This is a genomic window from Rhodococcus rhodochrous (genome assembly GCF_900187265.1).
GTDB classification, from domain to species: domain Bacteria; phylum Actinomycetota; class Actinomycetes; order Mycobacteriales; family Mycobacteriaceae; genus Rhodococcus; species Rhodococcus rhodochrous.
On sequence record NZ_LT906450.1, the window covers coordinates 4,921,412 to 4,940,370 of the forward strand.

General features: G+C 63.8%; 19 protein-coding genes. 1 reads left to right on the forward strand and 18 read right to left on the reverse strand.

The window, feature by feature from the left end; translation table 11 throughout:
• Positions 1–38: 38 nt before the first annotated feature.
• The 13 genes from CKW34_RS22510 to CKW34_RS22570 form a co-directional block, all read right to left on the reverse strand.
• On the reverse strand, positions 39–1,067 hold the full coding sequence (locus tag CKW34_RS22510) for an extracellular solute-binding protein (protein WP_157742116.1): 1,029 nt from the start codon (positions 1,065–1,067) through the stop codon (positions 39–41).
• Positions 1,068–1,305: 238 nt separating this feature from the next.
• Positions 1,306–2,391: a helix-turn-helix domain-containing protein gene (locus tag CKW34_RS22515; protein ID WP_059382740.1), complete on the reverse strand. Its 1,086-nt coding sequence runs from the start codon at positions 2,389–2,391 to the stop codon at positions 1,306–1,308.
• A gap of 22 nt (positions 2,392–2,413) precedes the next feature.
• The gene (locus tag CKW34_RS22520) at positions 2,414–3,265 is read right to left on the reverse strand and encodes an alpha/beta fold hydrolase (protein WP_059382739.1); all 852 of its coding nucleotides are present in this window, start codon (positions 3,263–3,265) and stop codon (positions 2,414–2,416) included.
• On the reverse strand, positions 3,265–4,215 hold the full coding sequence (locus CKW34_RS22525; RefSeq protein WP_157742117.1) for an alpha/beta fold hydrolase: 951 nt from the start codon (positions 4,213–4,215) through the stop codon (positions 3,265–3,267). The genes CKW34_RS22520 and CKW34_RS22525 overlap by 1 nt, the downstream gene beginning before the upstream one ends.
• 20 nt (positions 4,216–4,235) lie before the next feature.
• Positions 4,236–5,180, reverse strand: a complete 945-nt coding sequence (locus CKW34_RS22530) for a DODA-type extradiol aromatic ring-opening family dioxygenase (protein ID WP_059382737.1) — start codon at positions 5,178–5,180, stop codon at positions 4,236–4,238.
• Positions 5,181–5,221: 41 nt separating this feature from the next.
• Entirely contained in the window at positions 5,222–6,193 is a 972-nt protein-coding gene (locus CKW34_RS22535) for a flavin reductase (protein WP_064059844.1), read from the reverse strand.
• Entirely contained in the window at positions 6,190–7,452 is a 1,263-nt protein-coding gene (locus CKW34_RS22540; protein WP_059382736.1) for an acyl-CoA dehydrogenase family protein, read from the reverse strand. The genes CKW34_RS22535 and CKW34_RS22540 overlap by 4 nt, the downstream gene beginning before the upstream one ends.
• Before the next feature lie 304 nt (positions 7,453–7,756).
• Positions 7,757–9,208 carry an aldehyde dehydrogenase family protein gene (locus tag CKW34_RS22545; protein ID WP_080968276.1) on the reverse strand — a complete coding sequence of 484 codons (1,452 nt, stop codon included), beginning with the start codon at positions 9,206–9,208 and terminating at the stop codon, positions 7,757–7,759.
• A gap of 44 nt (positions 9,209–9,252) precedes the next feature.
• Positions 9,253–10,086, reverse strand: a complete 834-nt coding sequence (locus tag CKW34_RS22550) for an ABC transporter ATP-binding protein (RefSeq protein ID WP_059382735.1) — start codon at positions 10,084–10,086, stop codon at positions 9,253–9,255.
• A gap of 10 nt (positions 10,087–10,096) precedes the next feature.
• On the reverse strand, positions 10,097–10,855 hold the full coding sequence (locus tag CKW34_RS22555; RefSeq protein WP_059382734.1) for an ABC transporter permease: 759 nt from the start codon (positions 10,853–10,855) through the stop codon (positions 10,097–10,099).
• Positions 10,852–11,703 carry an ABC transporter permease gene (locus CKW34_RS22560; protein ID WP_157742118.1) on the reverse strand — a complete coding sequence of 284 codons (852 nt, stop codon included), beginning with the start codon at positions 11,701–11,703 and terminating at the stop codon, positions 10,852–10,854. The genes CKW34_RS22555 and CKW34_RS22560 overlap by 4 nt, the downstream gene beginning before the upstream one ends.
• Before the next feature lie 27 nt (positions 11,704–11,730).
• On the reverse strand, positions 11,731–12,735 hold the full coding sequence (locus tag CKW34_RS22565) for an ABC transporter substrate-binding protein (protein ID WP_059382732.1): 1,005 nt from the start codon (positions 12,733–12,735) through the stop codon (positions 11,731–11,733).
• Between the two features lie 186 nt (positions 12,736–12,921).
• Positions 12,922–13,731, reverse strand: coding sequence for an IclR family transcriptional regulator (locus CKW34_RS22570; RefSeq protein ID WP_147414370.1), 810 nt, complete (start codon positions 13,729–13,731; stop codon positions 12,922–12,924).
• Between the two features lie 207 nt (positions 13,732–13,938).
• Here CKW34_RS22570 and CKW34_RS22575 point away from each other — a divergent pair, with 207 nt between their 5' ends.
• Positions 13,939–15,207, forward strand: a complete 1,269-nt coding sequence (locus tag CKW34_RS22575) for a TetR/AcrR family transcriptional regulator (protein WP_059382730.1) — start codon at positions 13,939–13,941, stop codon at positions 15,205–15,207.
• A gap of 15 nt (positions 15,208–15,222) precedes the next feature.
• On the opposite strand, the gene CKW34_RS22580 is transcribed toward CKW34_RS22575, so the two are convergent.
• The 5 genes from CKW34_RS22580 to CKW34_RS22600 all read right to left on the reverse strand — a co-directional run bounded on the left by CKW34_RS22580 (position 15,223) and on the right by CKW34_RS22600 (position 18,958).
• Positions 15,223–15,771 (reverse strand): carboxymuconolactone decarboxylase family protein, encoded by a 549-nt coding sequence (locus CKW34_RS22580; RefSeq protein ID WP_059382729.1) that lies wholly within the window; start codon positions 15,769–15,771, stop codon positions 15,223–15,225.
• A gap of 43 nt (positions 15,772–15,814) precedes the next feature.
• The gene (locus CKW34_RS22585) at positions 15,815–16,654 is read right to left on the reverse strand and encodes an HpcH/HpaI aldolase family protein (RefSeq protein WP_059382728.1); all 840 of its coding nucleotides are present in this window, start codon (positions 16,652–16,654) and stop codon (positions 15,815–15,817) included.
• A 32-nt stretch (positions 16,655–16,686) separates the two neighbouring features.
• Positions 16,687–17,496, reverse strand: a complete 810-nt coding sequence (gene hpaH, locus CKW34_RS22590) for a 2-oxo-hept-4-ene-1,7-dioate hydratase (protein ID WP_059382727.1) — start codon at positions 17,494–17,496, stop codon at positions 16,687–16,689.
• Complete coding sequence (locus tag CKW34_RS22595; RefSeq protein WP_197700682.1) at positions 17,493–18,314, reverse strand: alpha/beta fold hydrolase; 822 nt, start codon at positions 18,312–18,314, stop codon at positions 17,493–17,495. The genes hpaH and CKW34_RS22595 overlap by 4 nt, the downstream gene beginning before the upstream one ends.
• 65 nt (positions 18,315–18,379) lie before the next feature.
• Positions 18,380–18,958: a VOC family protein gene (locus tag CKW34_RS22600; RefSeq protein WP_064059841.1), complete on the reverse strand. Its 579-nt coding sequence runs from the start codon at positions 18,956–18,958 to the stop codon at positions 18,380–18,382.
• Position 18,959 lies beyond the last annotated feature (1 nt).

Consider the following 18,959-nt stretch of genomic DNA (forward strand, 5'->3'; position numbering starts at 1 on the left):
AGGAATACCTTTGTTCGAGCAGACAGGACAGTCGGGGTTCAGTTCAGTTCGAACGCGTTCAAGATCTCCTCGCGTTCGGCATGCGCGCGCATCGGATCCGCCAGGCGGATGTCTTCGGGCGCGGAGGGACAACCGTCGATCTCGTCGTCTCGCATCGTCATATAGAAGGCGTCTCCACAGTACGCGCGCTGACCTTCTTCGCTGAGCACGAAGTCCGCGAACACCATTGCAGCATTGGGGCTCTGTCCGTTCTCCGAGATTCCGATCAGGTTGGGGAACGCGATCACCGGCTCCGGAGTGACCGCCTTGATCGGGGCTCCGGCCTCCATGAGCGCGACCGAGTGTGCCTTCGCACCGGGAGCGGCCAGCGCCAACTGGCCTGCTGCCACCTTCTGCACGGCCGGGACCGACGATTCGAACCAGTCACCACTCTGATCGCCGATGGTGCGCAGGAAGTCCGGTCCGTTCTCGTCCATCAGGATCTGGTAGAAGGACATCACACTGTCGGCGGAGACCCGTGGGTCCGCAAAGCTCGCCTTACCCGCAAGCTCGGGAGAGACGAGATCCTTCCACGTGGTCGGAGGTGTGCCGATCTTCTGTTCGTTGTACGTGATCACCCACGGCGAAGTGACTGCGGTGAAGTGATTCGCAGCAACGGAGGTGTCACGCAGGTGAGCCAGGTTCGGTACCTCGTTCTCCGACAGCTCCCTGAACCACTCGGGGTTCTCGTTGAACATCAGTGGGTCGGTGACGATGACGAGGTCCGCACTCTGGGCGCCCGTCGCGGTCTCGGAGGCGAACCGGCTTCTGAGATCACCTGTGGACAAACGCGTGACGGCTACCTCGATATCCGGGTACGCCTGACCGAAAGCGCTCGTGATCGCCTCGTTCACAGCATCCGTCGCCGACGAGTAGACGACCAGAGGAGCCTCGTCGCGGGCACGTTCGGTGATGTCCGTGAAGCCGTCACCGAGTGTGGCCTCGTTCGCCGCACTGCAGGCGGCGAGAACGGACGTCATGGCGAGAACGGCAGCGAGGCGACCGGGTCGGATACGACGTGATTTCATAGCGGGCTCCAGATCAGGGAAGGTCCGAACGAACGGTGCGGCGAGCGTTGCGATGGGCACCCCTGCGATGGGGTGATAGTGGGTACACTGCCGACCGGATGTGTTGCAGATTACATAGACCGAAAGGTCGAGTCTCTGGTCGATACGGCCAAGCATGTGGGCCCTTTTGGATAGTTCGAACCAGATTCACCGTCGCGTGGCGAGACCCGCCGAACGGAGCCGAACACGCCGGCCGGAATCAGTCGGCGATGCCCTCGGCACGCAACGCGAGCCAGAGTCGCGCCGCGAATGTGGGATCGGAGAGTTCGAAGCCGAGCAACTTCTCCGCGGAGGACACGCGGTACCGCAGCGTGTTCCGGTGGATCGACAGCGTCTCGGCCGCCGTCTCCCACCGGCCCCGATGGCGCAGGTACTCGACGACCGCGTCCACCACCTGGGGGCTCGATTCGCGTTGCAACTTGTGCACCCAGTCGCTCGCCGTGTCGCCGCTGTAGTCCGAACGGTCCACGACCGTGCCGGCGGGGGCCTTACGGATATCCGCCATCCAATGCTGCCAGCGATGGGAGAGCTTCCGGATCGGAACCTGTTCCGTGAGGAGAACTCTGAGTGCGGGATTCCGATCGACCAGAGCGAAGAGTTCCGGTCCGAGCGCCTGGAACTGCATACCGTTCAGCAACATCCAACACTCGTCGTCGTCGTTGTACGCGAGCAGCTGCTGAGCACCGGGAGGCAGCGCGGCCTCGAAAAGATCCAGCAGGTCGTCACGACTCCAGTCGTCCACTCCCCGTACACAGACGATGTGTGGTCTGCGGGGCGGGGCCGCCAGACCCATTTCCGCGGCCAGTTCCAGGGCGCTGTCGATGCGCCCGGCGAAGACCAGTCGGGCGACGGAATCCCTGACCGTCCGGGACACCGTCTGCATCCGTCGCGTATCGCGAAGGAGCAACCGCAGCAACAGGGCGGCACTGGCTCCGAATCTGTGGAGATCGGCGTGGACGGGTCCGTCCCCCGCCATGAGAAGTATGGCGGTCGCTCGTCCTTCGGCGCCCACGGGGAAGGCGAGGAGTTCACGATCGTCCGGGCCGACCCCCGTCGCGGGACGCACGAGCGGTCGCGGGATGACCTCCACGGAGCCCTTCAGGACACCGGGATCGACTGCGTCGACCGTCTTTCCCGCGACCGACTCGATGAGTCTGCCACTCGTGGTCAACAGCGCGCTCCACGCCGTGCCGTTGTCGGCCAGGCACGACAGGATCGCCGAGATCGGGTGCTTGGCCCCCGCGGCCCGGACGAGATCGGCGTACCCATCGTGCGAAATGCTCATACTGTCCGGACGCTAACAGTCGTTATGCACGAAGTCGCGCGGAACTTTCCACATACAAGAATCGCTTGACGAGCGCGTTGAACTCGGCCATCTTCTCGTAGGGCACCCACAACCCGCACTCACCGAACACGTGCAGCTGTGACTTCCTGATCCGGCTCAACATGAACACCGCGTTCTCGAACGATTGGGTGCGGTTCTCCCTCCCCCACACGATGAGGGTGGGCGCGGTGATCTCGTCGAGACGCTTCCACAAGTCGTCCGGGGTGTGCCGCTGGGAACTTCGTCCCTCGGGCGCTTGGACCATGAACTCGGGTTCGACACTCGCCTCGTAGCGCTCGAGCAGCACATCGTCGGTGATCAGCGTGGGGTCGTAGAGGAGTTGCTCGAGATAGGCCCGCATCTTCTCCATCGTGGGCCCTTCGCCACCGTAGTAGATCCGGCTTGCGGACTCCTTCGGTCGGAGCTGGTACACGGCGTGACCGCCGGCCGCGCTGACGAGCACCAGCCGCTCTACAACGGACGGATGGTCGACGGCCATCCGGATGGCGACCGCTCCGCCGGTGGCCATCCCCAGGACGTGGACACGATCGAGTCCCAACTCCCGGATCAGGGCCACCATCGTCTCGGCGTACATCGCATTGCGTCCGGTGGAGACGTCCGGCTTGTCCGACCGTCCATAGCCCGGCAGGTCGACGATGATCACGCGGAACCGACGGGAGAGTTCCTCGAGATTGCGACCGAAGTTCCCCCACCCGAAGGCACCGGGTGCTCCGCCGTGGATGCAGAGCAGCACCGGTCCTTCGCCCGCCTCGTGGTAGTGCACCCGGATCGGCCCAGCCTGGGCGAATCTGCTGGTCGATTCGTAGGTGAGCATCACCGGCCTCCTCCGGCGAGCAGGCGCTCGCCACGCAGATCGTCCGCATACAACGGAGGTTCGACGATCCTCTCGTCGTAACCCGAGAGGAAACGCAGGACGAGATGGTTGAAATCGTCTGCGCGTTCGATCATCGTCCAGTGCCCGCAGTGACCGAACACGACCAGGTCGGCGTTGGGGAATGCCTCGGCTCCCGCCAGTGCGTCCTCGGGCGGGTTCACCCGGTCCTCCCTGCCGAACAGGAACAACATCGGCACTCGGCAACGAGCGGCATTCTCCGGCAGGAACGGATAGTGCACCTTGCTGAGTTCCCGCATCCGCGTCGATTCCTGGTGCCGTTCGTACGCGCCGGGACGCTCGGCCATTCGCGTCCGGAACTCCACGAGTTCTTCGGGGACCATGCGCGGGTCGTGGACCAGATGCTTCATCGAACGGCGGACCAGCGAAGGCTCGTACCGTCCGGTGTCCTTGTGGGACGTCAGATTCGGTTCGAACCGCGATCCGTCCTTCCAGCGCGCCCCGGCCGTGCCCACCACGACGCCGCCGGCCACTCGTTCCGGGTGTTCGAGTGCCAGGCTCGCAAGGACCATGCCTCCGAGGGAGTTTCCGATGACGTGGGCTCGCGCCAGGCCGAGGGCGTCCATCGTCCGGATCACCAGATCGACCTGGTTCGGCCGTATCGCGTCCACACCGGGCGGCGCTTCGGTGAAGCCGTAGCCGTACAGATCCGGTGCCACGACCCGGTACCCGGCATCGACCAGTGCCGGAACGGTGAGGTAGAAGTTGGCCGCCGCGGTGATTCCGATCGCCGAACCGTGGAGCAGTATCACCGGCGGTGAATCCGGATCCCCCTCGTCGAGGTAGTGGATCCGTTCCCCCTCCCGTGTGGTCAGCCAGTGCGACGCGTACCCGAAATACTCGGCGATGATCGAGGAATCGTCCGATCCCATGAGCTGCTCCTCGGTGTCTTTCAGTGTCGATCCGTCCATTTGGCGAAGCCCACACCGGTGAAGCACGCATGGATGGGCATGTAGTCGATGACGGTTGCCGGCCGGTCCATCGCAGCCGCCACGCTGATCCACGCGCGGATCTCACCGGTTCCCGATCGGAGGGTCTGCGAATCGAAGCTGAACAACTTCTCGAGCTGGTCGACCTCGTTGCGCTGGATGCGCTCGAGAACCCACTTGTCGAGCGGCGTATCGATGTCGCCGCGGTTGAAGTCCTTGTCCGACGGATAGTGGCTGAGCCCACCCGACGCGCACAGCAGTATCCGCTCGTCACGCTCGCCGAGGATCTCCGCGATCGCACGGCCGAGCGCGGCACAGCGGTCGCCACCGGCGAGGGGCGGGAAATACTCGTTGAGCATCACGCACACGACGGGGATCTCCCCCGTCGGATCGAGCTCGGGTGCGATACGGGCCGCCATATGCGGCAGCCCGTAGCCCTCGCGGCCCACCGGTTCGAAGCGGTGCATGACCGAGACGTCGAAGTGCCGCTTGACGAGTTGACGTGCGAGATGGGACGAGACGTCGGGATCGTTCTTGAACTTCACCACCGTGCGGTCCTTCATCGGGACGTCCCACTCGTAGCCCTGATGACCCCACATGGGTTCCGAACCGACGTAGATCGCCAGACTCGGGTTGTTGGACAGGTTGAACATATCACCCTGGTCGTCGCCCACGATCACGATCACGTCAGGTTTGTAGGCCGCGACCTCCGCACGCATGTCGTCGAATGCAGCATGGATGCGGTGGTAGAGGTCCTGACACACCTCCAGACTGTCCCGCTGTCGTGCTGCTTCGGGATAACGCTCGAACACGCCGGGTGCGACGCGGTCGATCATCCACTGCTGCCATGCCTCCGGCGGCCGGAACATTCCCGCCGCATGCGAGCATGCCAATCCGAGACCGATCATCGTTGGACTCCTTCTGCTTTCGGTGTCGTGAGGTCGCTCGGCTACGAACGCGCGAGCGCCTCGAGGACTCGCCGGGTCGCGGCCACGTCGGAGTCGTCCAGGTCGGCCAAGGCGTCCCTGTTGAACCGGCGTGCGATCTCGGCGATCTGTTCGTATGTGGCGGAACCGTCGGTGGACAGAGAGAATCGGTCCTCGTTCCGGACGACGAGGCCGGACTCGATCAGCTCACTGACGGCATCCTCGGTGGCCCGCGGTCCGAGATAGGCGGACACCGCCAGTTCCTGCACGGTCCGTGAACCGCACGAGAGTCGCTGGAGCACCCGGGCACTGGCGACGCTCAACCCGAACTGCGCGCGGTGTTCGTCGAATCTCCGCGAGAGACGATGACTCGCGGCTGTGAGAACCTGCGCGAACGACGGCTCGGCGGAAGCCGGATCCATCTCCCCGCCGGCTTCCTTGCAATTGTCTGTTGGCGACGTCATCTGTTGCGGCGTGGCATAACCACCCTGAACGAAGAGGAGCGACTCACCGTCGACGAGGGAACACTCGTCGACTTCTCCCACGATGATGTCGTGATCCCCTCCGGGGAACACGGCGTGCACACGGCACTCGAAACGCGCGATGGCACCGTCGATCAGAGGAACGCTCTTCGATCCGCGACTCCAGGAGAACGTCCGGAATCCCTCGGTTCCCGAGCTCGCGGATGCGAACACGTTCGAGATGTCAGTCTGGTCGGACGAGAGAACATTGACCGCGAAGGCGTCGGCCGAGGTGTACACGCCGGCCCGACTCGAGTCGGAACGCACCGACCAGAGGATCAGAGGTGGATCCAGGGACACGGCAGCGAACGAATTGACCGTCATACCGGTCGGCTCACCGTCCGCGGTGGTGGTGACTACCGCCACGCCTGTTGCGTAACGGCTCAGGGCATTGCGGAACTCGCGGGTGTCGTGTGCAGGATCGACGACGACGTAGTCGGACGTGCGATCCGAAACCGCCGGCGTTGCCCTCATCGGTGGTACGCCAGCGTGCGCATGGACGGGTTGCTTTCGAAGTCCGGTCCCGGAAGTTCGAGAAGCGCGTGTGCGTACAGCGACGCGGCCGCCTCGCGTCCGGCGGAACCGTGGACGCGCATGGCGAGCAGATCACGGAACACCCGCTGGATGTGGTTGTTCGAGAGAATCGCTCCCGCGCCTGAGACCGGCCAGATCGTGTAGAGGGCATCGAGACTCTCCGAGATCGCGTCGGCCGCCTCGAAGCGGATCTTCATACGTTCCAACGGAGTGGCGGTACGTCCCTCGCATGCGACCTCGAAGAGGAAGCGCCAGTTGTCCAGATGCCTGCGCCGGATCATCTGGACCTTCGACAGCGCATCGACGAGACGGACCAGCAGGTGAGGGTTCTCCGTGACGGCGGCACCGGTACCGCGACGCATGCGCCGAACCTTGCTCTCCCCAATGAACTCTTCGAATGCCCCGAGGGCGGCTCCCGTCGCGGAGTTGGCCATGGTGGAGTTGAAGATCGAGAGGAAGGAGACGCGGTAGAGGGGACGATCGTTCACCTCCCAGCCCGGATTGCGATCGTGGTAGGTGTCGGCGAGAACGTGGGCCCGGTAGTCGGGTACGAATACCTTGCTCATTGTCACCGACTTGCTACCGGTCCCGCGCAGACCCGCGACGTCCCAGCTGTTCTGATCGATCTCGAAATCGGAACGGGGCACCACGAAGTTGCGGTCACCACCGCCGACGATGATCCACTGGGCGTGGTCGACACCACTGGAGAACCCCCACGTCCCGTCCAGAACGTAGCCGCCCGACACAGCTTCCCAGCTTCCCGTGGGTGCATACGAGCTCGACGCCCTGGTGTCCGGGCCGTCGCTCCAGAACTCGTCCTGTAGGCGCTCGTCCATGAGCGCGATCTCGAACGAGTGAACGTTGAGCTGCCCGCCGATCCACGCGGCCGATGCCTCCGCGCCGGCGATCTTCATGATGCCTTCGAAGAAGGACGCAGGCGCCATCTCGAGGCCGCCGTACTGCAGGGGCGTCATCGCCCGGAAGACACCGGCACGCGTCATGGCCTCGACCGTCGCGTCCGGTACCCGATTCAGGCGTTCGGTTTCCGCCCGACCGGCACGCACGATGTCGAGGATGTCGTCGACATCGGCGAGGTACTGCGCACCCACGCGGTACGCGCGGGCCGCGTACTCTTCGCCCGAAGCGAGGTCGTCCGTTGAGGCGAGCGACGAGGGATTCGTCTCGAGGTTGGTCAGCATGGCAGTTCCTCTCCAGAGATAGGACACTTTCCCGGAACTCCGGGGGTCGACGGTCTCGGATGAACCTGGCGTCCTTACGGGCGAGGTTCGGTCGATCGATCCGACCGGCCGGTCGTGCCGTGGCTCACATCGTCGACTCCGATGTCGCAGATGTTATGGCCGTCACAGAGGAATGTCTTCGTACGTATTCGCCAGTATCCGCTGAGAGTTCGGACGGATCGTCCGTTCGCAGGGAGAGACTGCCCGAAACGCGTCGACCCGTGCCTCCAGTAGGGCACGGGTCGACGGATCCTGTTCTCGGGAGTCACATCTGCAGTACGCAGACCTTTTCGATCGCGAGCTCTCGGGCGGTCGATTCCGGCCCTTCCTTCGTGTTGCCGGATTCCCGGACTCCGCCGTACGGCATGTTATCGGCACGGAAAGCCGGCGATTCGTTGACGAGAACAGTCCCGAAGTTCAACTGTTCCGTAGCTGCGAGGGCAGTACGCACATCGGACGTGAAGACCGCCGCCTGAAGCCCGTACTTCGAGTCGTTCGCCAATTCGACCGCTTCGTCGAAGGACTCCACCCCGACGAGGCCGAGCACCGGACCGAATGCCTCCTCCTGGATGAGGTCGCAGGATTGCGGGACGTTCGTCAGCAGGGTGGGCTCGAGGATCACGTCGTCCCTCATCCCACCACCGATCACCACGGATGCGCCGGCGTCGGTCGCCTGACGGATACCGCCCAGAAGGCGTTCGGTTGCTCGTTGATCGATCGGAGGACCGCAGAGCACCATCCGATCCCGTGGGTCACCGACTCCGAGTGCACCGATCCTCCCCACCAGCAGCTCCGTCAGTTCGTCCACCACCCCGACGTGCGCGTAGATCCGTTGCACGGAGACACAGGTCTGACCGGCGAAGCCGAAGGCGCTGGGGACGAGCGTGTCCGCGACACGCTCGAGATCGGCGTCGGCCTCGATGATGGCAGGGCTCGCGTTGCCGAGTTCGAGCATGACCTTTTTGCGTGCTCCCGCCTTCGCGATGTGCCATCCGACAGGAGCCGAGCCCGTGAAACTGATCGCTGCAACACGCGGATCCTCGATGATCACCGCGCTGATGTCTGCCGGGTCGCCCGGGATCACCGAGAGGTATCCGTCCGGCATCCCGGCCTCCTCGCAGATGTCGGCGAGGAGGAATGCCGTCAACGGCGATTGAGGGGCGGGTTTGAGCACCACCGGGCAACCGACGGCGAAGGCCGGTGCGAGTTTGTGAGCAACGAGATTCAATGGGAAGTTGAACGGGGCAATGGCAGTGACCACACCGATCGGCACACCTCGCGTGAACCCGATCTTGCCGACCCCGGCGGGCGTGGCATCCATGGCGACACCACGGCCGGTCTGCGTTCTGGCAACGGCAGCGGACAACCGGAACGTCTCGACGGCCCGGTCGACCTCCCCTTCTGCCATTACGATCGGCTTCGCCACCTCTGCGCAGATCAACTCGGCGAGCGCCTCCTTCGATGCGACGAGGAGATCGGCGATCCGATCGAGCACGCAAGCGCGCTCGTGAGCCGGGACAGGTCGATCCAGTGCTCGGTGGGCCAGATCGACGGCGGCGTCCGCAAGTTCTTCCGTTGCATTCCCGACTCGGCCCACGAGCGTCCCGCTGAAGGGGTCGAACACGTCGGATGCGGAATCCGGAAAGACGTCTCTGTTTCCGATCCGCACCCCGCGCTCGCACAGTGCTCGGCGTGTGGCCGTACCGATCGAGGTCATGCCCCTTCACTTCCTGTTGGCGACTGCACGGTCGCGACGGACGTTCAGTCTGCGGTGGGCGCTGCCACCGAACCGGCCGAGCTCGGGATCTCACCGTGGCGGATCTCCCGGTAGACCCGGCTGCGCAGGTCCGCGAACTCACGAGTGGCCTTGGTCGCGATCTGGTCGCGCTCGGCACCGAGATGCGTCTCGATCAGATCCACCACCTGGGTCGGCTTCCTGCCCAGTACGAGCACTCGATCGGACAGGTAGACCGCCTCGTCGATGTCGTGTGTGACCAGCAGGATCGTAATACCGAGGTGGTTCTTCACCCGCAGGGTCAGATCCTCGAGGTCCGCGCGTGTCTGGGCATCGACCGAGGCGAACGGCTCGTCCATCAAGACGATGGCAGGTTCGTAGGCGAGGGCGCGGGCGATCGCCACTCGCTGCTGCATACCACCGGACAGCTGCCACGGGTACTTATCGATGTGGTCCTTCAGCCCGACCTCGACGAGAGCGTCCATCGCCTTCGCGGTGCGCTTCTTCTTGTCCTTGATCGTGGTCCGCAGCGGGAGGATCACATTGTCGAGGATGGAGAGCCACGGCATCAGCGACCGGGAGTAGTCCTGGAAGACGATCGCCATCTCCGCCGGCGGTTCCGTCACTCTCCGTCCCCGGAGGGTGACCGATCCGGAGGTCGGATCCGTCAGGCCGGAGAGACACTGGAGAAGCGTCGTCTTTCCCGCTCCGGACGGGCCGACGATGCACATGAACTCGCCGCTGCGGACGGCGACATCGATGCCACCGAGGACCTGGTGATCGCCGTACCGCTTTCCGAGGTTCTCCACGACGAGGAGTTCCTCGTGCGAGGTGGCCTTACCCGTGTGTGTGGTGCTCATAGTCACGTTCCTAAGCGTTCTTCTTGTTGTGCCAGTCGAGGACTCGTCCCTCGACCAGTCGGGCAGCGAGATTGAGCAGGTAGCCCAGCACACCCAGCATCACGATGCCGGACCACATATTGAGAATGTTGAAGCTGCGCTGTGAATCGAGGATGAAGTAGCCGATACCGCCGGGGGAACCGATCATCTCCGTCACGACCATGACCACCGTCGCGATGGCGAGCGCCAGGCGAGCGCCGGCGAAGATCTGCGGTGCCGCATGTGGGGCGTAGATATAACGGATCCGGTTCTTCAACGGGATCCGGTAGCTCCGGGACATCCTGAGCAGCACCGGTTCCACCGACCGCACGCCATCGATCGTATTGAGCAGGATCGGCCACATGGACGCGAGAGCGATCAGGAAGATCTTCATCGTGTCGTCGATCCCGAGGAAGATGACGGCGATGGGGAGGAGCGCGACGCCAGGTGTTGCCCGGAGGAATTCGAGGATGGGCCGGACCGTCTCCTCGAAGCGGGGCAGCAGCCCCAGGACGATCCCTCCGACCACACCGACGATCACGGCGATACCGAACCCGAGGAGGACCCGACCGAGGCTGGGCAGAACGTTCTCGACGATCCCGTCGAAGAACCACACCGATTGCAGACGATCGAGAATCTTGGAGAGGGATGGGAAGTAGAAGGACGAACTGTTGGCCGAGACCGCCAACCACGTGATGACCAGGACGATCGGAAGCCAAGCTTCCCAGGCGAATCCGGTGATGCGCTTCATGCCGAATGCTCCCCTCGGATGACCGGGTGCCACCACAGCAGACGGCGCTGTGCGGACACGACCAGGGTGTTGACGAGAAGTCCGAGGACACCCGCGGTGATCGCGTAGGCGAAGACTTCCGGACGCTTGAACGCCTGCTCCATGTGGGACAGTTCCGAGCCGAGTCCGGGTGCTCCACCGAGGTATTCGGCACTGATGGTCATCAGCAGGGCCATGGTGGCGGCGAGCCGCAGGCCGGTGAAGACGAGCAGCGCCACACTCGGCACCCACAGGTACCGCAGACGGTCGACGGTGGAGATCCGGAACACCCGAACGACCCACTTGTGCAGTGGCTCCACCTGCTTCGCCGCGTACATGGACTGGATGAGCAGAGGCCAGACCGCCGACAGGACGATCATGGTGATCTCCATCCGACTCGTCGCTCCGAACAGGAGGAGCACGAGCGGCAGGAGAGCGATCGTAGGAATGCTGCGGAAGAAGTCGACGATCCACCGCGTGCTCTGAGTGGCGCGCAGCGAGGACCCGATCAGGAGGCCGGCGGGAACGCCGATGAGTGCGGACAGGCCCAGACCCATCGCCCACACACCGATGGTGGTTCCGAGCGCGGTCCAGTAGGTACCGCTGCCCCACAGACCGATCAGCGCTTCGACGACCATCACCGGAGTCGGGAGCGATCCGGCGTCGACCAGTGGGCTCATGGCGATCGCTTGCCATGCGGCGAGGACCGCGGCGATCGCGATCAGCTTGGGTACGGGGCCGACCTTACGTCGTCCTGCGTCGGACGCCGCTGGACGCGGTCCGGACTTGGCCGGCACTGCCGGCTTCAACTTGGTATCGGCCGATGACACGGCTACTGAGGTTGTTGTCGCCATCGTCTACTCGGATCCTACGAGGATTTCGTCGAAACTCGGCTTCTCGGTGAGGATCTCGTACTCCACCGCGAGGTTCGCGATCTTGTCGAGTTGCTCTGCCGTGACGGGAGTCGTCGCGAACGGCTGGATAAAGGCATTCGCCAGCTGCTCCTCGGAGAAGCCGAGCTCCTCGATCGCGACCTTCTTGGCGATCTCCTTGTCCGCGTTGACGATCTCCGCTGCCTGATGGATGCCCTCGACGAATTTCCGGACAGTGTCGGGATTCTTCGCGATGAACTCCTCGGACGCGACGTAGACCGACGATGGCACACCCTGGTTGCCGGGTGCGTCCGTGTTGTGGACGAGCCGAACGGTCCCCGATGCGATCGCGCTCGATGCGAGCGGTTCGTTCGGTGTCGCGGCGTCGACGTATCCCTGCTGCACCAGGTCGATCGTCTGGGCGGGCGGGACCTCGACGAAGTCGATCCGGCTGGAGTCGCCGCCAGCTTTGTCGACCACAGCGCGGATGTTCATCCACGTCTGCGTCTTGATTGCCGGGACTCCCACCTTGCGGTCGACGAGGTCGGTCGGGGACTGGATCGCACTCGACGCCGCCGTCACAACGCTCGCTGCCGACGGCACTCCGTCCTCACCGTCGGTGGCCTGCACACCGGCGCCCGCGACCACCCGGACGGGAAGGCCCTGAACTCGGGCCTGCATCAGGGTGACCGTGTCCATCTGGGCGATCTGCAGCGTACCGCTGAGCAGCTGTGGAACTGCGTCGTTCGCCGACTTGTTCGCTGCGGCAGTGACGTTCAATCCGAGATCGGAAAAGATCCCTTCGCTGATGCCGGCACGCAGTCCGACACCCGACAGGCCGGGCGAGCTACCGACCGAGATGTCGGTGGCCTGGTCGGCGGATGCACCCTCGGAGGAACCGCAGGCGCCGGCGAGCAGGGTGAGCGCGGCAGCTGCTGTAACAGCGGCAACGCGACGGACACGGGGTGCTGAGAGGACCGCGAGTGACATATTCGGACTCCGGTTTCAGGTCTTGGGGGCGGTTGTACGAGCGGCCGATCGAACGGAGGATCACTGACGACCGGCTATGCCGTGGATCACTTCTGTAGTGAGCGGTTCACGAAGCGTAGGTCTCGTGCAGTGGAGAAAGAAATCCCTTCTTTCCACATGACGCAATACTCGTTGTCGGGACTGCACTCAGACCACGAGAGTTCGTTCGATCTGACGAACAGCACGCGTGAGAGCCGCTTCAGAGTGCGCCAGATTCACGCGAACAGCGGGCGCGGAGAGGCTGATTGCCGCAACGGCCTTGCCACGACAGACGATGGGCGCAGCGACGCAGACCTGCCCGAGTACGGACTCTTGCTTGTCGTAGGCCAAACCGGTCGCCCGCGTCTCTGCGAACTGCCGATAGAGGATCGCAAGGTTGGTGATCGAGTGACGGGTACGACGCGGCAGCGGGTCCGGCAGCACTTTCGCCACTTCGTCCGTGGGCTGAAACGCCAGGAGCGCTTTGCCCAGCGCCGTGCACGTGGCGGGGGCACGACCTCCGATGGCCGTCGGAGCCGGCAGGGTGCGTAGGCCGACGACCTTGTCGACGATGACGATGTCGGCCCGGTCGAGGATCGCGAGCCGAGTGGTCATTCCGGACACCGCGTACAGCTCCCCGAGGTAGGGGGCCACCTGCTCACGCAGGCCGCGGGGTCGACTGTGCGCGACGCGATTACCCAGTTCGAACAGCTTGTCGCCGGGCCGGTAACGAGTACCCTCCTTCGACACGAATCCGCTTTCGACGAGGTACGCGAGAAGGCGGTAGGCCGTGGACGTCGGAACACCGGCACGACGAGCGATGTCGCTGACTCCCATGGATTCCTCACCGGAGAGGAACTCGTCCAGGAGTTGCAGCGCCTTCAGGACCGACGCCGTACCGCGCTGCTCGTTCTTGCGGTCAGCGTCAGCCTCGGACTGTGCGTCGACCATGAACTGTTCGTCTGTAAGTGCGGTCACGACGGTCTCACTCTCCAACTCTTTTCCGGCGTCGCCGATATGCAGTAGTCAACTGCTGGATATATCGAATGCGCTGGACAGCCCACTTCTGTAGTGGATGGTACAGTGATTGTAACGCTCGTTCCAGTGAGCGGCAACACACCGATGACAGATTGCGACGAGACCCTCTGCTACCTTTCCCACGGCAGCCCGCCCGAAAGAGACGTGATGAAGACTGCCCGACGTAACGCCCGCGGAGAGGTCACTCTCCAGCGCATTCTCGATGCAACCGTGCAGCTCGTCGGCCGGTACGGCTACGACAACACCACGATCTCCCGAATCACGAAGGCCACACAGCGACCCGCGAGTTCGATCTACTGGTACTTCGAGGACAAGGACGATCTCATCGTCACGGCGCTCGAGAATTCGTACACGCGTTTCCCTCGCGACGGTCGGCGGCCGTGGCAGCGGTTCGATCCCTCGACTCCCCTGCAGAGCCAATTGTTCGAGGAGCTCGCACCCGAGCTCCAGGCCTCCGAGTCCGAAACACCGCTCCGTCTGGGCATCACACTCGCACTGGAAGGAAGCGCCGCACGGTCCAAGGTTCAAGAACCCTTCCGACGTCGCCGCGCAGCGGCGCTGGCCGCCATCGAGAAGTGGTGGAACGACGCATTCACGGCGACCGAGGCCGACGACGAACGTCGTCACGGCGGAGTGTGGTGGATGTCCACTCTCACTCTTGCGTTCCTCGACGGTCACTACATCTCGGATGTGGTCGTCGACGATCCCGAGATCGTCTCCGCACGCAGCCGGGCGGTCGCCGCGTTCCTCACCTTCGCGTTCGAGGCACTGTGCCGTGGCAACGCATCCCTCGAGGTACCCGGTGAAGACGGGGCCGACACCCCTGATGGTGCCACCGAGCACGAGAACGGACCGTCCGCCCTGCTCGACGTCACACGCAGACTCGTTGCCCAGCACGGCTACGAAGGCGCGACGATCGGACGGATCTGCACGGAGTCCGGGATGCAGAGAAGCTCGGTGTACTGGCGTTACAAGGACAAGGACACCCTGATCAAAGCCGCGGTGGCCGATGCCTTCCTCGAACTGCTCATACCGTTGCACGACCTACCCACGCCCTCGGAGGACTGGGTGGCCGATCTGGCGTCCGCGATCGGTGCGACGATGCGGGCAGCGGGCGACAACCCCGACACCGTCAAGGCCGGCCTGCTCCTCGAAGTGCAGCAGTGGGACCCTCCCACCGCAGGCGGCACAGCAGTGGTGGAAGGGAGTGCCGCCGCGGAAGCAGCCGTTGCCCAATGGTTTTCCACAGCCCGCGTCGCTGCGGACTCGGTCGAGCACCTCGCGTGGCTCGTCCTCAGGCTCATCGAGGGGCTGATGCTCGGCTCGGTTCTCGGGCGGCCCGTTCCCGTCGACGACCTGATCCGGCTTCTTGCGATGATGGTCGAGAACGGACCTCCTCGCGAGGCGCTCCCCTGAGCGTGAGCGCCGACGTCACTCCAGCCTGAGTCGGTAGGACTCGACCGGATGCGTTTCGAGTTCCAATTCGAAGGTGTTCATGATCCGACCGACCATCATGTAGAAGCCGATGATCAGGACCAGTTCCACCATCTTGGAATCGCCGTACCGGGCGTGGATCGCATCGAAGACCTCATCCGGCGTAGTGGTCGTCTCCACAACAGCATCGGTGAACCGCAGGAGCAGTTCCTCGAACGGATCGAACTCCTCGGCTCCCTTCTCGGGGTACGACGCCACGCTATCGATCTTTTTCGGGGACAAACCTACTCGCTGGGCGACGACCGTGTGCTCGTGCCATTGGTAGTTCGCACCGGACAGATGGGCGACCCTCAGGATCACGACCTCGCGATGCACCGGATCGAGTGAGCTGCCCTTACTGACGGTCTGACCGAGCGCGAACACCTCGGGAGCGCAGTTCTCCGAGTTGGCGATCATCCGGAAGACGTTGATCTTCCGTTTGCCGGCCAGCGACTTCAGGACACGGTCCGATGCCTTCTCCGGATCGAAATACGGGATACGTGCCAAAACAACCTCTTCCAGTCGTCGGTGGACATTTACTCGAGTCCGATCAGTACGCGCTCACTTCGTGCGGTTCCTGATCCTGACGGAATTGAGCGAGCAGGTCGTCGGCAGCACGGATCAACAGGGACGAATCGACGCCGACACCGGCAAAGGTGATTCCTTCGTCGAGCCACTTCTTGGCAGCGGAGGCGTCGGCGAGCATGATGCCGAGCGGCTTACCGACGGCGCGCACGGTTTCGATGCCCCTGCAGATCGCCTGCACGACGTCGGGGTGCGTACGTTGTTCGGGGAATCCCATGTCTGCAGCGAGATCCGCCGGCCCGATAAGGATGCCGTCGATTCCCTCCGTCGCAGCGATCTTCTCGATGTTCTCGAGTGCCCGAGTCGTCTCCGCCTGGACGATGAGACAGACGTTGTCGTCGGAGGTCCGGACGTAATCGGTGAACCGCCCCCATCGGGACGAGCGTGCCAGACCACTACCCATACCGCGGATCCCGTTCGGTGCATACCGGACGGCACGCACGAGTTCGGCCGCCTGCTCAGTGGTGTCGACCATGGGGACGAGCAGATTCCGTACCCCGATCTCGAGATACTGCTTGATGAGCGCAGGGTCGCCGTGCGGCAATCTGACGACAGGTTGCGACAGTTCGTTGCTCCGATCTCCGAGCAACGATGCCGCAGCGGCGATTCCTTGCAATTGTGCGAGCACCGACCGAAGATCGTTCGGTCCGTGCTCGGCGTCTATCAGCAGCCAGTCGTAACCGCATCCGGCGAGCAATTCGGCCGTGTAACCATCGGCCAGGACGGACCACAACCCGATCTGCCGTTCGCCTGCGGCCAACCGCTCCTTGAAACGGTTGGTGGGGGCCTTTCGGGTGATGGACATCGGTACGTTCCTCGTTTCGGATGAAGCTGTTCTCAGACCAGCTGGAAGGAGATGGAGCCCAGAGAGCCGTAGTCGGCGTGCGCGACATCGCCTCGCGTCATGGGTATCGGCCGGGTGAACGAACCGGCCAGGACGATCTGGCCTGCTTCGAGCTTCTGGCCGTGGCCGTGCAGACGCCGCGCCAGCCACGCCACGCCGCGGGCGGGATGATCGAGCACCGCACCTGCGAGACCGGATTCCTCGACGATTCCGTTCAGGTAGAACAAGGCACCCACCCGACGCAGATCCACTTCGTCCGGTTTCACCGGGTTTCCACCGAGCACGATGCCGGCGTTCGCGGCGTTGTCCGAGATGGTGTCGAAAACCTTACGCGGCGCACCCGATTCACGATCGAACTGTTCGATGCGAGCATCGATGATCTCGAGAGCGGGCGTCACCCGGTCGGTGGCATTGAGCACGTCGCTGATCGAAACGTCCGGCCCCTCGATCGGGTCCCGGAGCAGAAAGGCGAGCTCGACCTCGACCCGCGGCTTGATGAACCGCTCGGCGGAGATCGTTCCACCGCTTTCGTAGAGCATCTCGTCGAAGAGCGTGCCGAAGTCCGGCTCGTCGATCTGGCTGCTGACCTGCATGGCCCGGGAGGTCAGACCGATCTTGTGACCGATCACCCGCTGGCCTTCCGCCTCCTTGATCCGCGCCCATGCCCTCGAGACCGCATATCCGTCCTCGATCGTCATGTGCGGAAAACGGGCCGAGAAGTGCCGGACCTGGTCTCGACGGAGCTCGGCGTCGTGCAGTTCCTGCGCCAACTCCGTGCAGGTCTGCTCATCGAACGAGATCATGCGACCTCCACCCGCTCGTCGACGGCGAGGAAGCGCTGTGCCAGCTCGTTGAACTCGTCGGCCCGTTCGAACTGGGCCCAGTGGTCGCAACCGGTCATCTCGACGAGCTCGGCGCCCGGCACGATCTCGGCCAACAAGCGAGCGTTGTCGAGGAACATGTTCGGAGCGTCGACTGCCGCAACGACGAGTACCGGCTGCTGCAGAGCAGCCCACTCCTCCCGCGACAGATCCTGGCCACCGGAGGTGAACGCGAGGAGGTGTCCCATCGCCGCGCCCATCTCGGGCTGCTGGTAGATGCGCAACCGAACAGCGACAAGGTCGTCGATCAGATCCTCGGGGTCGAGCATGAGCCGTCCCATCGCCGCCGTCACCGACTCCCACGACGGAGCCTGCGCCGCGTTCTGCCGACGCTTGCGGACATCGGCACCGAACTTCTTCTCCTCCTCGGGGTCCACGATGATGCCCGCCGGCGCGATCATCACGAGGCGAGTGATCCGGTCCGGATGATCGGACGCCATTCTGGCCCCCACCCACGATCCGAGGGACACTCCGACCACAGCGGCCTGCTCGACGCCCAGTGCATCGAGTACCGCGAGGGCGTGCTCAGCGTAATCGGGAATGAGATACGGGAAGTCCGGTTTGTCGGTGTAACCGCATCCCAGCATGTCGATGCCGATGACTCGATGTGTCCTCGCCAGAGCGCCGTAGTTCGCGCAGAAGTTCTCCAAGCTACCGGCCGTGCCGTGCAGAAGCAGGACGACAGGACCCTCCGGGTTTCCGGTTTCCAGGTATCGCGTACGAATTCCCCTGGCGTCCACCCAGTCGAGGGTATGGCGAACATTGTCGAGATAGGTCCACACACTTCGATATCGCTGCATGATTCCTACTCCGCGAAACGGAAGGAGACCTCGGCCGCGGTGAGCTTCTCCCGCATCTGCGCCATCCATTCGTCCCGCGAGCACGCTGCGGGGTCCTGGGCGACGAGCTTCTCGGTCTGGAGCATGATCTCCTCCTCCGAGTCCGTGAGATCCAGCGGTTCCCCGAGCGGCTGTTGCACGTACCACGGAGAGTGTGCGTAGACCTCGATCATGTTGCCGTCCGGGTCCTCGATGTAGACGCTCCAGGCGTTGCCGTGGTTCTTGACCACCTGAACCGGAATTCCCGTCTCCTCCACGTGCTTCCAGAAGGCACGGAGCTCGGCGAGACTGGGGACGAGGAACGAGATCTGTGCGGTCGTGGGGGGTGTTTCGGGATCGCGGCCGGCGATCAGCGCAAGCTGATGATGCTCGGTGGGATCGGCGGAGAGGAATGCGCCGGGACGCTTCGTTCCTGCCTTGCCCGACTTCCCGAGTCCGGAATCGGTGACGATCATGCCGAATTCACGAGTGTAGAAATCGATCATGGCGTCCAGGTCCTTACAAAAGATACCCAGGTGAGCAAGGCGTGGATTGAACGTGGTCATG